The sequence below is a fragment of the Paenibacillus sp. FSL H8-0079 genome, from assembly GCF_037991315.1.
Lineage (GTDB): Bacteria > Bacillota > Bacilli > Paenibacillales > Paenibacillaceae > Paenibacillus.
This window is the reverse complement of the sequence record NZ_CP150300.1, coordinates 2,649,649-2,665,002: the sequence shown is the minus strand read 5'-3', so window position 1 is coordinate 2,665,002 and position 15,354 is coordinate 2,649,649. Positions and strand designations below refer to the sequence as shown.

14 protein-coding genes are annotated in these 15,354 nt (G+C 46.6%); 1 reads left to right on the top strand and 13 read right to left on the bottom strand.

Going from position 1 to position 15,354, the window contains the following annotated elements; translation table 11 throughout:
* Positions 1 to 26: 26 nt before the first annotated feature.
* From MHI06_RS12190 to MHI06_RS12165, 6 genes are all read right to left on the bottom strand, one after another.
* The gene (locus MHI06_RS12190; protein ID WP_340402101.1) at positions 27 to 857 is read right to left on the bottom strand and encodes a carbohydrate ABC transporter permease; all 831 of its coding nucleotides are present in this window, start codon (positions 855 to 857) and stop codon (positions 27 to 29) included.
* A gap of 78 nt (positions 858 to 935) precedes the next feature.
* Positions 936 to 1,817, bottom strand: a complete 882-nt coding sequence (locus tag MHI06_RS12185) for a sugar ABC transporter permease (RefSeq protein ID WP_036670532.1) — start codon at positions 1,815 to 1,817, stop codon at positions 936 to 938.
* Positions 1,818 to 2,084: 267 nt separating this feature from the next.
* Entirely contained in the window at positions 2,085 to 3,401 is a 1,317-nt protein-coding gene (locus MHI06_RS12180; RefSeq protein ID WP_340401615.1) for an ABC transporter substrate-binding protein, read from the bottom strand.
* Positions 3,402 to 3,569: 168 nt separating this feature from the next.
* The gene (locus MHI06_RS12175; protein WP_169478366.1) at positions 3,570 to 4,421 is read right to left on the bottom strand and encodes a helix-turn-helix domain-containing protein; all 852 of its coding nucleotides are present in this window, start codon (positions 4,419 to 4,421) and stop codon (positions 3,570 to 3,572) included.
* 23 nt (positions 4,422 to 4,444) lie between these two features.
* Positions 4,445 to 6,265 carry a histidine kinase gene (locus MHI06_RS12170; RefSeq protein WP_340401614.1) on the bottom strand — a complete coding sequence of 607 codons (1,821 nt, stop codon included), beginning with the start codon at positions 6,263 to 6,265 and terminating at the stop codon, positions 4,445 to 4,447.
* 207 nt (positions 6,266 to 6,472) lie between these two features.
* A complete protein-coding gene (locus MHI06_RS12165; RefSeq protein WP_340401613.1) occupies positions 6,473 to 7,240 on the bottom strand; it encodes a helix-turn-helix transcriptional regulator in 768 nt (255 codons plus the stop codon).
* A 145-nt stretch (positions 7,241 to 7,385) separates the two neighbouring features.
* Here MHI06_RS12165 and MHI06_RS12160 point away from each other — a divergent pair, with 145 nt between their 5' ends.
* Positions 7,386 to 9,656, top strand: a complete 2,271-nt coding sequence (locus MHI06_RS12160) for an FAD-dependent oxidoreductase (RefSeq protein ID WP_340401612.1) — start codon at positions 7,386 to 7,388, stop codon at positions 9,654 to 9,656.
* A gap of 80 nt (positions 9,657 to 9,736) precedes the next feature.
* Here MHI06_RS12160 and MHI06_RS12155 read toward each other — a convergent pair whose 3' ends face one another.
* From MHI06_RS12155 to MHI06_RS12125, 7 genes are all read right to left on the bottom strand, one after another.
* Positions 9,737 to 10,243 (bottom strand): DUF1648 domain-containing protein, encoded by a 507-nt coding sequence (locus MHI06_RS12155; RefSeq protein WP_340401611.1) that lies wholly within the window; start codon positions 10,241 to 10,243, stop codon positions 9,737 to 9,739.
* Positions 10,244 to 10,300: 57 nt separating this feature from the next.
* On the bottom strand, positions 10,301 to 10,723 hold the full coding sequence (locus tag MHI06_RS12150; protein ID WP_340401610.1) for a DUF1801 domain-containing protein: 423 nt from the start codon (positions 10,721 to 10,723) through the stop codon (positions 10,301 to 10,303).
* A gap of 19 nt (positions 10,724 to 10,742) precedes the next feature.
* Positions 10,743 to 11,543: a phosphotransferase gene (locus MHI06_RS12145; RefSeq protein WP_340401609.1), complete on the bottom strand. Its 801-nt coding sequence runs from the start codon at positions 11,541 to 11,543 to the stop codon at positions 10,743 to 10,745.
* A 158-nt stretch (positions 11,544 to 11,701) separates the two neighbouring features.
* Entirely contained in the window at positions 11,702 to 12,241 is a 540-nt protein-coding gene (locus tag MHI06_RS12140; RefSeq protein WP_340401608.1) for a GNAT family protein, read from the bottom strand.
* Between the two features lie 205 nt (positions 12,242 to 12,446).
* Positions 12,447 to 13,634: a glycoside hydrolase family 5 protein gene (locus tag MHI06_RS12135; RefSeq protein ID WP_340401606.1), complete on the bottom strand. Its 1,188-nt coding sequence runs from the start codon at positions 13,632 to 13,634 to the stop codon at positions 12,447 to 12,449.
* 208 nt (positions 13,635 to 13,842) lie between these two features.
* On the bottom strand, positions 13,843 to 14,262 hold the full coding sequence (locus MHI06_RS12130; RefSeq protein WP_340401605.1) for a hypothetical protein: 420 nt from the start codon (positions 14,260 to 14,262) through the stop codon (positions 13,843 to 13,845).
* 26 nt (positions 14,263 to 14,288) lie between these two features.
* Positions 14,289 to 15,317 (bottom strand): alpha/beta hydrolase, encoded by a 1,029-nt coding sequence (locus tag MHI06_RS12125; RefSeq protein ID WP_340401604.1) that lies wholly within the window; start codon positions 15,315 to 15,317, stop codon positions 14,289 to 14,291.
* Between the last annotated feature and the right edge of the window lie 37 nt (positions 15,318 to 15,354).

Below are 15,354 nucleotides of genomic sequence, written 5' to 3'. Positions count from 1 at the left end.
ATTATGGGATCACAGTTATAGCAGCTTCACCCCTTCACGGCACTTCCGGCCACACCCTGGATAATATAGTGCTGTCCCACCAGGAAGACGATAATCATTGGAATAATGCCTGCCGTGGCAGCGGCCATCATGCCGTTGTAGTCTACATTGTTCTCCAGAATAAAGTTCTGCAATCCGAGCGGCACGGTGTACAGGTCTTTGTCGATCAGGAACACGAGCGCGTTCTCATAGTCATTCCAATGCCAGGAGAAATCGATGATCGCCAGCGTAGCCAGCGCAGGCTTTGCCAAGGGCAGAATCAGCCTGAAGAATATGCGCAGGTGTCCAGCTCCGTCGATGAACGCCGCTTCCGAGATCTCTGAAGGCACCGACAGGAAGAACTGCCGCAGCATAAACACCCCAAAGATCGTGAACATTCCGGGCAGGATCAAGGCCCAATGCGTGTTATATATGCCAACCCACTCAAACATCAGAAACTTTGGTACAAAGAGCACCTGCGGAGGTACCATCATCATCGAGAGATAGATCAGGAACAGTGTCTCCCGACCTTTGAATTGAATCCGTGCGAAGCCATAGGCTGCAAAAGCCGAGAGAAATATAGCTCCGACCGTGCTAATTAGAGATATTTTCAACGAGTTCAGATAATACGTCGCAAAGGTATCCGCCCCACTCCAGACCTTGATATGATGCTCCCAGTTCAGGCTGGAGGGTATCCACTGGATGGGATAGGTGAATACGTCCGCAGGAGATTTGAACGACGTGCTGATCATCCAGATGAACGGCATAATCATCAGTAAGGCAAAACCGGCCATCAGAAGCGTCAGTATGATTCTCCGAATCTGCGTCAAGGACTCCATGCGGACTTTAGGTGATTGCGGAGCTGTGGGCTTCGCGTTCGAGGTAATTGGTTTCTCCATAACGATTCCCTCCCCTCCTTAATAGTGAACCCAACGTTTCTGACCGAGCCACTGCAAAACAGTGAAGATCATAATGATGGCAAAGAGTGCCCAGCTAATGGCAGCAGCGTAGCCCATCTCGTAGTAGCGGAAGGCATTCTGGTAGATAAACAGCGACAGGACGGTTGTACTGTTCCCCGGCCCACCCTGGGTAATCGCCTGAATGATACCAAAGTTCTTGATGGTCATAATCAGCCCTGTAATCAGCAGCAAAAAGGTAGTCGGGCTCACAAGCGGCCAGATCACTTGGCGTATCGTCTGCCAAGGACGGGCTCCATCAATCCGTGCAGCCTCAACCAATTCCTCCGGGATTTCCTGCAAGGCGGCCAGATAAATAATCATGTTGTAACCCAGCATGAACCAGATCCAGATGATATCAATTGCATACATGGACCACTCGGTTGTCGATAACCAGCCGGGTGGATTCGTAATACCGATTCCCCGCAAGAAACCGTTAATCGGCCCCGACGTTGGCTGGAACAGCAGCATCCAGACAAAGGCGATGGCAACACCGCTGGTGATATAGGGCATGAAATAGAGGGCACGCAGCGTTTTTTGCCAGTACACCGACTTGTTCAGCGCTACAGCCACGATAAATGCCAACCCCATCGATACGGGAACCGCTAATAAAAAGACAAATGTATTTCGCAGCGCCACCCCAAACAGATCATCATTCAACATTCTGCGGATATTGTCCAGTCCAACGAAATTCGTCTCTGGGCTCATAAATTTGTAATCAGTGAACATGAGATAGAACGAATAGACAGCCGGTATAATAAAAAACAACAGCACGCCAATCATATTGGGCCCAATAAACAGATACCCGAGCCTGCTCTGCCGTTTCATCCAGGATTTATGCATATGCTCCCCCACTCCTTAACATCTGTTCTGGAATTAAGCATAACAAGATGTCCTCTAACATTTAAGGAACATAACCCTGTACCTGATATCACAGATATATGTATTTCGGCAGTGTCTTTCGGGAGAGAAATAACATGGAATTGTTCTATTTCCTTTAAGCCCGGAAAGTCCTAGCTAATGCCTTACATCTAATTCTCTATTGAACTATTACTTATATAGAAAAAGCCGCCCCATTGGGACGGCCTTTGGACTCAGTGCATTCGCATTCTATTGATTCTGCTTCAGCCAGTCATTATGGCGTTTGACCATGTTCTGAACCGTAACTTCAGCAGTCTGGTTACCAAGGAAGAACTTTTCGTACTCCTGTGCACGCAAATCGACCACTTCCTGCGCAATGCTGCGGACAAACGTAGGTGTCTCATCACCGTACAACACGAATTCCAGTGACTCTTTGTCATAGGAATCGGCATAATCACCTAGCAGATGATCAATGGCAGTCTGTTGGTCAACCGCATTCGAGGAAGGCAGACGTCCACCAGCAGCCATCGGCATCATTCCTCCATCGGCGTACCATTTCAGGAACTCCCATGCAGCTTCTTTATTTTTCGACTTGGAATTGATCGCAATAAAGTCACCAAGTCCTCCACTCTTCACCATATCTGCTTCTTGTGCAGCCAGTCTCGGTACAGGGGCAAAGGCGATTTTCCAATCCCGCGGGAACTCGGTCATATTGTTTGATGTGCGGATCAGCCATTCGCCGATATTAATCATGGCAGACTCACCGCCAAGGAACATGTTCTCCACCGGCATTTTGGAAGTCAACTGCTCGCCAAGTGGTGGCGTAGTTGCATCCTCCTTCATCATTCCGTTCAATGTCTCCATCCATTTAGTGACGAGCGGATCATCGAGGTTGGAAGTACCATCTGCCTTAACATAGCCATTCTTCACCAGAACGGAATCGAGCGGGTCTACATAGGAAGCGGTATGCTGCACCAATCCGTATTTGAATCCAGCCGTCTTCAGCTTGAGTGCATATTCACGGGCTTCATCCCAAGTCCAGGCTGTCGGTACACTCAGTCCTGCTAGATCAAGCGCTTTCATATTTAAAGCGAAGAAGGCAGCGTTTTTCTTGGTCGGCATTCCGTAATATTTTCCGTCCACTTTCCAGGAAGCCGCATCTTCACCCATTTTCTCATCAATGTTGTAGTCAGTGAATTCGCCCAGATCCAGTGCTGTTCCACCCTTGATACGTTTATCCAGATTCGTGAGGGTGTAGTTGACATATAAATCAACGTTCTGCCCAGTGGACAGCGCCGTATCCAGCTTCAGGTTGCCATCATCGTCATTCACAAACCGTACATATTCCACCTGAATATCAGGATTCTCCGCATTCCAGGTATCCACCACTTCCTGTGGACCATTCTCGGGCGGCACGGCGCCCCACATGGTGAGCTTCACTTTCCCACCTGCCGCTCCACCTCCGTTATCTCCACCGTTCGTCTCATTTTTACCTACACAGCCGGCAAGCAAGCTCAGCATCAGCGCACCTACGATTAACCCGGTTAATCCTTTTTTGATTCTCATCTGGTCACATGACCTCCCTGAATTGAAGTGTACCTTCCGTTACATCGTAGCAGGGACCTTGCTGGGTTCATAAGATACATATCCATGATTCGGATTGAACAAAAATACGGATTTACTTGTGCTTGCCTGAGTACTTGGTACACATATTCCTTCTACTCATCCTGTGAGTCACGAGCGATGGCGATACTGACTGGGCGTGCAACCGGTCCAACGCTTGAATATTTTGATGAAATAATTATCACTTCCGAACCCTACCCGATAACCAATCTCCTGTACAGGAAGATCCGTCTCGCGCAAGTATTCAGCCGCTTTCTCCATCCGTACCCCGTGCAAGTAATGAATGAGGGTATGGCCCGTTTTCTTTTTAAACAAAGCACTCACATAATTCTCGCCCATCATCACATATCGTGACATGGATTTGACGGTAATGTCCTGGTCGTAATGCTGTCCAATGTACTCAATTATTTTGCTAATCTCCGGATGCTTCACAACCAGCTCACGAACAGGTGTGAACGGAAGATCCGTCTCAGACGCGGGCGCAGAAGAGACCATCAGTGAAGTAGGCGAATCAGGCGTTGATGTGATTAGCGGAGGTGGAGATGGCACTCCATGATGGTCTGCATCCGTTCGAACTTCCGTCGAAGTACCAAGTTCCGCACTTACTTTACGCAAGGTATCGCGCAGTGAATTCACACTCATGGACAGCTTCAGAATATAATTGGAAGCCCCGTATTCCATTGCACGGCGTACATATTCGAACTCCCCCATACAGGTGAGCATCACAAATTTGGTCTTCAGCCCGGCCTGACGAGTCTGTTTGAGTAATTCCAGACCGTCCATACCCGGCATAACAATATCAGTCAGCACCAGATCCGGTGTATCCTGAATGATCATCGCCAGCGCTTCGGTCCCATTACCGGATTCTCCGATGACCGTGAAGCCCAGCTCCTCCCAGGAAATAATCTCTCGCACCGATTCTCGTACGAATACCTCATCCTCTACAAGTAGTACCTTCCACATTCCAGATTCCCCTCTCCAGTCGTCTAGTCAGACCGCTTCTGTACGTAAGGCGTCGACAATAAAAAAGGAATGCTGAACCTCACTAATGTCCCAGGTTGATTATCCATTATTTCAAGTTTACTTTGACCTCTGAACAGTAACCTCAATCGTTCCCTGAGGTTAGACAGGCCGATCCCCGGACGCGTCCGGGTGACCTGCAGACGCCGGGATTCCTCCATTCCGATTCCGTTGTCTGCCACCTCCAGCATCAGTGTTCCTGTGTCTTGCCTATAAATGCTGATACGGATCTGACCAAGCTGCTCCTGTGGTCCGACACCGTGGTGAATGGCATTCTCCACCAGTGGCTGCAAGCTCAGCTTGGGCACCAGCGCATACTCCAGCTTATCGTCAAATTCACAAGTCACCTCGAAGCTGTCCCGATAACGAATACGTTGGATATGAAGGTAGGCTTGAACCAACTCGATCTCATCCTTCAGGTACACCAATTCGACCTGTGAATTCAGGCTGACTTCCAGCAATTTGCCCAGGGAAACACACATCTCTGAGATTTCTTCATTTCCACTGCGGATCGCACTCCATTTCATTGTATTCAACGTGTTCAGGAGAAAGTGCGGATTCATCTGAGCCAAGAGCATATGAAAATGTACCGCTTCCTTCTGCCGTTCCTCCGTCTTGAGTCTGTTGATCATCTGATTGGCATCATCCAGCATCGTATTAAACGTACGTGTCAGTTCCAGCACTTCGCCACGGCTGTGGCCTTCAGGAATACGAATCTTGAGGTTTTTGCGGACGACATCCTTCATCTGTTTCTGTAAATGCGATAAAGGGCGCGTAAACGTCGCCGAGATCATAAAAGCCATCAGCACAAATGCGCCTGTGAAACCAAAAAAGGTCAAAAAGTAACGCTGCTTAAGCTCGGATATCTCTGTAAACAGGATGGACAGCGGAATGCGATTCACCATATACCAGTCCAGTGATTCAATATACACGTAGTTAATCAGCGTATCCGAGGCTGCATCAGTCAGATAAGCCTGTGCCGGATGAAGAGCTATTTCACGCGTAACCTCTGGGGAAAGCGCCGCTGTTTTGGATGAACGGGCGATGGTCTCTCCGCTACCTGTAATTAGAAAGTACTCCCGGTTATTCTGTGAATCCTTCAGCATGGTCTGGAACCAGTAGGAGTAATCAATGCTGATCCGAGCCAGTCCGTACCGCTTGCCGCCGCTATCTTTCATGTAGGCATACAGCGACAACAGATACGGGCTGGAGGACAACTCTCTGAGCACGTGGTTGGTATCCCGGGCATCCCAGCGATAAAAGAGTTCTTCTGGTTGAAGTGGGTGCGAATCTGCACCCGTTTTTGAGATAGTTATTTCGCCAAGACGCTCGCGGAATTGCTCCAAATAGGGGCCATAAGCCAGTGCTTTTTTGGGCAAATACGAAGTGTAAACGCTATCATAAAAATCCAGCAAGGTAAAGTACACCGAAGGATTGTATAGAAAGAAACTGTTGTTGATCATCTTGAACTTCTCTTCCACCAGCGACTTATTCTCAAGCGGAGTACGACTGTCCGGGGAGGTGAGCACACTTCTTACGGCAGAATCCTGTTCCAGAAAAATGAGCGTTTTGAAGGCAATACTCATCTGATCCTCCAGAGAGCGGTACATCTGCACCAGCTGCTCATGACTCTGTTCGCTGATTTTCTGCTCGACCAGGGATTCAATCTGCTGATAATTGTAGACATTCAATGCACTGAACGGCAAGAGAATCAACACCACAAATGCACCGAACAGACGGTACCTGAGCCGCTGTGGCAACCAACTCTTCCAGTTTGGCTTCTTCATTCCTTTGCGCTCGCTCCCCTACAATTAATGACCCCATTATAGCACCTGTCTGCCATTTACGGCCGGGGTCGAATGATTTGCATGGATTTGTGATATTCGTTGTCTGCATTCATGTGAAATGCACAGATATGTTCTATTGGTGTAAAAAAGAAATGAATGAATGAATGAGTGAATGGATGGATGGCTAGATGGACGAGACTCTTTACCTCATACTTGATGTCTTCTCCTATACTCCGAGGGACTGATTCCTATGGTGGACGAAAATACGCGGCTCAGATAAAATCCGTTCTCATATCCACATCTCTCAGCAATCTGTGCAAGGGTCAGACCGCTATCTGCAAGCAAGGCTTTTGCCTTTTTGAGACGGATCGCTTTCAGATAATCGGATGGTGTTTCTTGAAAGGCCTCCCGGAACCTTCGGGTGAGCTGGACTGGACTCAACGCCAGACGCTCGGCCAATGCTCGTAGACTGATCGCCTCTCCTGCCCACTCCTCTAACAAAACTGCCGCTTCAGCCATGAGAGCATCTTCGGTGAACTTTCGTTCCATTAGCCTGCTCTGTCTGCGCTCCCATTGATACAATTGCCATAAATCCATCATCAGATGGGTCTTCCATCCTGTTGTAACCGCATCGTTGTCCTCGCTCGCCTGACGCAGATAAGCATATGTTGAAGCTAGCCGCTTCGTATCATTAATCTGTGATTTGCCGATTGGTGGTAGAAGACACTCATGCTCTGCGGCGTCACAACTGAACTGCATATAGTGAAACGTCAGCGGTGTTATCGTCTCTCTGCGAAAAGGCACTTGGGGTGGACACAACACCAAATCAGCGAAACCCGCCTCTCCGGTCTGCCCCCCAATCTCATAACGGAATACGCCCTCTTCAACGGCAAAGACCACCCAAGCGTCGTAGATATCTTCTGCCAGAGCAAATTCAGCTTTCTTCTTCCAGTAGATGTGGTTAAGGAGGTCCATGACACACCTGCCTTTGTTGTGAAATAAAGTATATGCTCGATGATAATATAGTGTATTTGAAAAGTAAATATATAGAACTATTATGAAATTATAGATATGAAATGTGAGCTTAAGCTCCTTAACATTCAATGAGAGAGGTGTTCCTATGAAACACGAACTCGTTAAACCGGATATCACCGTCATCGGGGGCGGGCTTGCTGGCGTATGCGCGGCTATATCTGCGGCACGACTGGGCCAACAGGTCGCGCTGGTGCAGAATCGCCCCGTACTCGGCGGCAATTCCAGCAGCGAAGTACGCGTATGGGTCTGTGGCGCTACCGCCCACGGGATTAACCGCTATGCCCGCGAGACAGGCATCATGGGGGAACTGTTTGTAGAGAATCAATATCGTAATCCGGAGGGCAATCCCTATCTATGGGACTTGGTGATTCTGGAAGCCGTTCGAGCTGAATCCAACATCACCCTGTACCTGAACACGGATGTCCATGAAGTCGAGGCCACTGGAGATGGAGAGGAACGCATGATTACCTCCGTTACCGGGTGGATGATGGGTTCTGAACGCAAAATCCGATTCGAGAGTCAGATCTATCTGGACTGTACGGGCGATGGACTGGTGGGCTTCCTGGCTGGAGCTAAGTTTGCACTCGGCCGGGAAGCCCGTAGCGAATATGGTGAAGAATGGGCGCCTGAGGTGGCAGACCAGATCACGCTGGGTAGTACGCTCCTCTTTTATACCAAGGATACGGGCGCGCCTGTCCGTTATATCCCGCCCTCTTTTGCCAAGGATATCACGCAGACGAGCATCCCGATTCGCCGGGTCATTCGCAGTGGGGATTCCGGTTGTCATTACTGGTGGATTGAATGGGGCGGTGAACATGACACCGTTCATGACAATGAGCTGATCCGTGATGAGCTGTGGTCCGTGATCTACGGGATCTGGGACTATATCAAGAACTCCGGCAAGTTCGAAGCCGACCATATGACTTTGGAGTGGATCGGTTCACTGCCTGGCAAAAGGGAATACCGCCGCTTCACGGGTGACTATGTGCTCACCCAGAACGATATTATTAGCCAGCGGGAGTTCCCGGACGCTGTTGCCTTTGGCGGCTGGTCCATTGACCTGCATCCCCCGCAGGGCATGTACGCCGAAGCGAGCGGCTCGAAGCATATGCATGCCGATGGCGTGTATCACGTGCCGTTCCGCTCGTTGTATTCCGCGAATGTGCGGAATATGCTCATGGCCGGACGCGACATCAGCGCTTCGCATGTCGCCTTCGGCACGACCCGCGTCATGGCGACATGCGCGGTCATCGGCGAAGCCGCAGGTACGGGCGCGGCGCTCTGCGCGGCCATGGGGGTGTCGCCGCGCGAGCTGCACGCGAGGCATCTTGCGGTGCTGCAGCAGACGTTGCTGCGGCAGGACGCATCCATCATCGGAGTGCGCAGCCACGATGAGCTGGATCTGGCCCGGCGTGCCAAGGCTACAGCCTCCAGCACGCTGACGGGCATCGCTCTGGAGCAGCCTGGCAAGACGTACCCGCTAGGTACGGATGTTGCCCTGCTGCTGCCTGTGCATCCAGTGCTCAGCGGTCTGGAGCTGCTGCTGGATGCATCCAGCGATACCGCGCTGACGGTAGAGCTGTGGGATACGGGGCGTAAGGAGAACTACGTCCCGCATTCGTTACAAGCTACGGCGACCGTTAACGTGACGGCGGGAACCGCGCAGTGGGTGAAGCTTCCGCTCGAATGGCGACCGGAAGAACTGCAAAATGCTTTTATCATCATCAAGGCGAATGCAGCCGTCACCCTCTACCATTCTACGGAAGCACACAGCGGGGTGCTAATCTTCTTCAAAACAGAAGAAAACCACGTGTCCAAAAATCTGGAGGATCATGCCACAGATCAGCCTGTCGTATTATGGTCCATGCAAGGGTTGGCGCGTCAGCCCTTCTGCTGTCGCACCCTCTCTGAGACTATGGCCTATTCAGCGGACAACACGATTAACGGCTACCATCGCCCTTTCGGCGGGCCGCAGCAGTGGATGTCGCAGCCGATGCAGTCTGGCAAGCCGGAATGGGTACAACTGACATGGGAGGAGCCACAAACCGTGGCTGAACTGCACTTGACGTTCAATGATGATGTGAACGAGGATCTGGTTAATTTGCATCACCATCGCACAACATTCCGCGTTATGCCTGAACTTGTGCGTGATTATCGGGTGGAAGTATTGAGTCGGTCTGAGGAATGGATCGAGATTGTACGTGTAACGGAAAACCGCAGAAGAAAAGTCATTCATTCCCTGAACACACCTGTGGATGCACAGGCGCTTAGGGTAAGCATCGATGCCACCAATGGCAGCAGATACGCCGAGTTGATTGAGATTCGGGCGTACGGGGAGCCAACAGTAAGTAGGTAAGAACTGAACGTAAAAAGCACTGGAACAGCCCCTTGGGAGTTATCATGAATTCGAGGGGTACTCCAATGCCTTTAAAAGATCTATTTCAGCTTAAATGATCTGTGAATAAAAAATGCAATTGAACCGAATAAAACGATAATGAAGATTAGAATGGGTATCCAACCATTATTAATGGCAGACTCTTTTTCACTGGAAGAACCAATGATCATCCAACTTATATACATAAATAATATGGTTATTTCCGCTTTCATGATATTAATCATGATACGAGCATTTTTATATTGTCGCTCTGCATTCTCTAGGTTTAAATTCAAGTAATTATAAGTATGTGGATATTTCTCAAGTTTCGATAGCCCAATCCATAATATAAGCCCAATTATTAAAGGTATCCAAGCTACCCACTTTCCTCCCCAACCATCTGGTTCTCCTTTCATGTTAAAATGTATAGGCAACTCATTGGGCAAAGTCCTCCATTGCTGCGTGAAGTATACCGTAAAGATAACAAACAAAATAATTGTTGTGACGTCTATAGCTATTTCTAATTTCGTTTTTTTAATTGCAATCTTTGGACGATCTTTGATTTCCAATTGTTTAATTCTCCCTCACTCATCTCGATTATGGTGGCGAAGTGATAGTGTGCAGAGTTATTGATCCAGATAGGTTTCTTGTAGAAACCGGACAGACTGCACAATTAGCGCTTTCAACACATCCACATCGATGTCTGCTACCTTGTTGATGTACACACACGCTTTACCTGTCGTATGTTTTCCAAAGTCCTTTAATAGATCCTCTCGCTCACGATCCCCTGAGGCAAAATATAAACTAATCTTGGCCTTTCTTGGCGAAAAGCCCACTAGAGGTGCATCCCCTTCGTGACCCGATTCATATTTGTAATGATATGCACCGAATCCAATAATACTCGGTCCCCACATTTTTGCATCATAACCTGTTGTCTCCGTGAAAATATCCAATAATTGATAGGCGTCTTCCCGTTTCTTTGGATTCTCGATCAGTTCAATAAATTCAATGACGCTTTGGTCTGTTATGGTTGTTTTTGGTTTGTACACTGAAGCAATCACTCCTTAATTAGGTCCAGTCATCAAAATGCTTTTCCAGAAAGATAAGCTCTTTCTCATAGTGTGCGAGATGACCTTCTTCTATCATTTTTATAAAAGCGAGTTCCCCGGCAGCCGCACGATCAGTCAGTGTTTTACACATAAAACGGATACGGGATATGACCCATTCCTTCAAATCTGCTGGCACACTCAGCCCGTACGTAGTCATGAATAATGCAATACGTTCTTTTCGAACAGTTCCGTACGCCTGGCTAGTGTAAGGTACAACACCTTTTCCATCCATCTTTGGTGAAAAATCTGCGAGGGGAACGGCTGTATACAAGGCATAGGCGATATCCCACATTCGCGGACCCGGACCTGCCATATCAAAATCAATAATCCCTTGAGGACGTCCACCCTTGTACACCATATTATACGGCGCAAAATCGTTATGACATACAACTTCATCTTCTGTTATGCCTGGATATCTGTTCGTTGACTCTGATGTTGTTGTAAATCCAACGGTCGCATCATGGTAACTTCTCAACAGTTTAGCAACTTCGATCAAAGATTCGTCTGACCACATATACTCTTCGATCTCAGGGTAGTCATTGCATGGAACGATGCCTTCAAGGCAAGAAAGTACTTCTCTCCCCTGTTCATCTATTCCCAGAAATCGAGGAGAATGGGTATAACCAAATTTTTCGAGATGTAAAAGCAGTTCATGCACATATGGATTTGGTTTGGCATGCCGGCGAACCGTCTCGCCTATTCTGACAACCTGATTCACATTACCTCCCGTAAATTCTTCCTCATGTTCGGACAATCTCATCCCTCCACAATATTACATCAGCTTTATCTACTTAATGTCTTTCGGTTCTCTATCCCATATTCCTGCATTTTCATCAACGAATCCGAATCTAATCCCATTTCATCATAGCAAATAGCGTCGTCATTACTGACGGCGCTGTTGTACGCTCTCTGAACAGGTTACGTAGCTACTACATGGTGCAGATCCATACTATTTTCGAAAAAGGCTGACCGTTCTACATGATACAGATCATAGAGCTGCTCCTTGGCATTGATGAATTGATATACATCGGAGTAGACATCATTAGCTAATTTCACATATGGCAGTTTTTCTACCGCTTTTCTAGACCTTATATTTTGCTTACGAATCTTCATAAATACCGTTTCAATGTCATGTTCCAAAAACAATTCAACGAAAAAGGCTGATTTCGCTCTTTGGCTGTACCCATTCCCAAAATACGGTGATCCAATCCATGTGGCTAAGAAACCCGTTTGATGCTCGATATGATACAGATCAATGGTACCAATAGGCTGCCCAGTTTCATTCAAAATCGTGCGGGAAATCACCGTCTTTTGTTCTTCTTCGGCCATCAATTGTTTGGTCAGGAATAGATATTCTTCATACGATTGGCATGCATAACGAACGTAAGGAGAAACTGCGGGGTCCATCATTAAGCTGTACAGTGAATGGCATTCCTGCAAATCACGTTTTTTTAACATTCTGTCTACCACCTAGTCCTTTTAGTCCGCTATATCAAGCAAATTAAGTATATAAAAGGTAGTGTGGGATTTAATGAATTCTGTATATGGCTTATGTAAAATGCATTGGTAAATATTGCTCATCTTCATCTTCGGGTAGCACAAAAAAACGGCATGTTCCTTTTGCAGGAACACGCCGTTTACACGGATACAGATAGATAGGAAATTATTGAATGCCTTGCATGATCGCATTAATGATGTTTTGCTGCGTCACGGTATTGTTTGAACGGTTAAACAAAGCGAATCCATGTTGACCGTTATGCCCGTTGTCCCAATACACAGGAACCATTTTGTATTTCTTGGCTTTTGCTGTAACTGCTTTGGCGTAAGCCGCACGATATACATTGTTGGTTGAATCGTAGGACGTTTTATCAATTGAACCGAATTCACCAATCACCACAGGATAGCCTTGAGTCACAAATTTATCGTACATGGACTTGAACTGGGATTCCAGATAATCTTCTTGTCCCCAAGTAGACTTTTTGGCAGGATTCGTTGCTGTTGCACCCCACTGCGTGATATTACCGTTTTCCTCACCTGCGAAATCCCACGGAGAGTAATAGTGCGCCGAGATCATGATTCTCTTCTGAGAACTAGGAATTACCGATGATCTGAAATTATCTGTTGGAAGAGCAAAACCATAATTACCAACGGTGAAGTCAATATTGGTATTCCAGCCTGGAATCAGCAACCATCTGGCATTGTTGTTTCCTCCAGTCTGACGAACCGTATCCACAAAGATTTGATTGTAGGCATTCAGGTTGGCGTAATACGCCGAGTTCGGATTGCCATAGTTGCCATCGAATACTTCGTTCATGGATTCAAAAATCAGACGGTCATTGTAGTTGCTGAACTTGGTAGCAATCTGCTGCCACACCTTTTTATACTTTTCCTTGATGGCAGTCTGATTGCCACCATTTACGAGCAGCCATCCACCTTGTACGGAATTGTATCCATCGCCATGAATATTGATGATGACATACAGACCTTCATTGTACGCATAATCTACGACTTGCTGAATTCGATTCAGCCATGCCGCATTGATTGTATAGTTGGGAGCGCTTCCAATGTTGTTCAAATAGGAAACGGGAATACGAATGGACTTGAAGCCAGCAGCTTTCACTTTTTTGATCAACTCTGGAGTCACCGTAGGATTGCCCCAAGCTGTCTCATTCGGTGTACCGTTCACCGCTGCTTCCAGCTGGTTGCCCAGATTCCATCCTGCACCCATCTCAGACACGATTTGCGAAGCGTCCGCTGCTGATGCTTTAGTGCTCCATCCTGTAAAGGCCACCGTAGCCAGTAATACTAGCGCCAAGCTGCTGATGCCAAATTTCTTCCATTTTTTGAACATACCCATACCTCCGCTTATTCTATTATTTTTTTCCTCAAGCAGTCCAGTTAATCTATTTATACAGATTGAATGATACGAGTATTCGCGCCCTCCTCTCTATCGATCAAACAAAAGAAATATTCTCTCACCACAACATAATAACACATTTTTGGAAAATAAAGCACTATCTTTCTCCTGATTTTTGACTATTTGTTACAAAAGCCTCCATTTAACCATTTAATTTGATTGCTTGGATTCGCTCTTTATCAAAATCAACAATCATAATGTGATCTTGCAGGATTTTGTCTCCGCAAGCTATTGTTGCGCCGTAATCCGCTATGCTGTTAAATGTTATATCTACACGATATACTTCAATTTCATTAAACCAGTCCTTATGTACCTTTTCATGAAGTTCATTCTCATAATATTCTCGAAAGACAGTCTCACAAATTGAAAACCACTTAACATAGTCTTCTATTTTATTATCAATTGAATCTAACTGTGTATTCGTGGATACATATATTCGGACATCGTTTAAATCCTCCTCCTGTATGGAGTGTTTAAATATTTGCACTGCATTTTGCAGAACATAGCACCGGTAACTCTCATCACTTTCTTCTTCAAGCTCAATGAATGGGCTTAACAACATGATCTTGCTCCTCTCTAGGCCTCTTTTTAGAATAACTCTTGTAACCACTGTACGAATTTTTCTTTCTCCTCAAACTGTGGGTAATGCGCAGACTCATTGAATACAATGAAATCTTTGATTGGTGCATCCAATACATCAAAATAATCACGTGCTGCATTCGCAGTGGTCATATAATCATATTTACCCATCACAAAATAAGTGGGAATCTCCAGATGATCAACTATGTCGGGTAAATTTTGATTCAGTGCTTCTCTCAGTAAGATTTCTTGTGAACCCAGAACCCCTGTATAATAGCGAATGATATCCAGCCCATTATATTCGGGATTGAAAAGGAATCCTGAAATATAATCTCTATTCTCATTGATAAGTCTAGCTGCACCACCGTACTTTTGCACAAGAATTCTAGGTGTAAGTTCCTCTCCCTGCTCGATCAAACCTCGAATTAGCTCCAGTTTTTTAACGTCCTCTGCATTACCGGCTTGTTTCGCTTGTTCTAGCGTGTACTCCAAGCTTTCTAGCTCACTCTGAAGCGTATTTGACATCTGCCCAATGCCTATATAAGTGTGAAACTGATCAGGTGCTTTAGCCGCAGCTTTCATCCCGATATATGTACCAAATGAATGACCGATTAATATAACCTTCTCTTGACCTAACTCCTCAGTTACATAATTCCTTAACGCTAACAAATCATCTACTAATACATCTGTTGTCAGATTCGAGTAATCTTCAGAAAAATGATATGACTTGCCGCTCCCACGTTGATCGTAATGGACCACAGTGAAGTGTTGCTCAAGCTCCTGTTGATACTTCCTAACATAAGGAATCTCAGAGCATCCAGGCCCACCATGCACAAAAATCAGGATAGGGTTACTCCGATCAACACCCCTGATCATGACTTCATGTCCTGCACCGTTAATTTCGACCTGCTCTAACATGCTGATGCTGTTTTCACCTTTAATTTTGGGTGTCCATGTAGGAAATATCAGAGCTACTATAACCAATAAAATCATACTCAATATGCTGTACTTGAGTATCTTACTTATTTTTTTGCGCATGTAATGCTCCTTAAATAATCAGTTTCAGTTGTAATTC

What these genes read in the sequence shown, in the direction of transcription:
- MHI06_RS12190 (WP_340402101.1), bottom strand. Translation starts at nt 857, where the DNA reads ATGGAGTCCTTGACGCAGATTCGGAGAATCATACTGACGCTTCTGATG.
- MHI06_RS12185 (WP_036670532.1), bottom strand. Translation starts at nt 1,817, where the DNA reads ATGCATAAATCCTGGATGAAACGGCAGAGCAGGCTCGGGTATCTGTTT.
- MHI06_RS12180 (WP_340401615.1), bottom strand. Translation starts at nt 3,401, where the DNA reads ATGAGAATCAAAAAAGGATTAACCGGGTTAATCGTAGGTGCGCTGATG.
- MHI06_RS12175 (WP_169478366.1), bottom strand. Translation starts at nt 4,421, where the DNA reads ATGTGGAAGGTACTACTTGTAGAGGATGAGGTATTCGTACGAGAATCG.
- MHI06_RS12170 (WP_340401614.1), bottom strand. Translation starts at nt 6,265, where the DNA reads ATGAAGAAGCCAAACTGGAAGAGTTGGTTGCCACAGCGGCTCAGGTAC.
- MHI06_RS12165 (WP_340401613.1), bottom strand. Translation starts at nt 7,240, where the DNA reads ATGGACCTCCTTAACCACATCTACTGGAAGAAGAAAGCTGAATTTGCT.
- MHI06_RS12160 (WP_340401612.1), top strand. Translation starts at nt 7,386, where the DNA reads ATGAAACACGAACTCGTTAAACCGGATATCACCGTCATCGGGGGCGGG.
- MHI06_RS12145 (WP_340401609.1), bottom strand. Translation starts at nt 11,543, where the DNA reads ATGAGATTGTCCGAACATGAGGAAGAATTTACGGGAGGTAATGTGAAT.
- MHI06_RS12140 (WP_340401608.1), bottom strand. Translation starts at nt 12,241, where the DNA reads ATGTTAAAAAAACGTGATTTGCAGGAATGCCATTCACTGTACAGCTTA.
- MHI06_RS12135 (WP_340401606.1), bottom strand. Translation starts at nt 13,634, where the DNA reads ATGTTCAAAAAATGGAAGAAATTTGGCATCAGCAGCTTGGCGCTAGTA.
- MHI06_RS12130 (WP_340401605.1), bottom strand. Translation starts at nt 14,262, where the DNA reads ATGTTGTTAAGCCCATTCATTGAGCTTGAAGAAGAAAGTGATGAGAGT.
- MHI06_RS12125 (WP_340401604.1), bottom strand. Translation starts at nt 15,317, where the DNA reads ATGCGCAAAAAAATAAGTAAGATACTCAAGTACAGCATATTGAGTATG.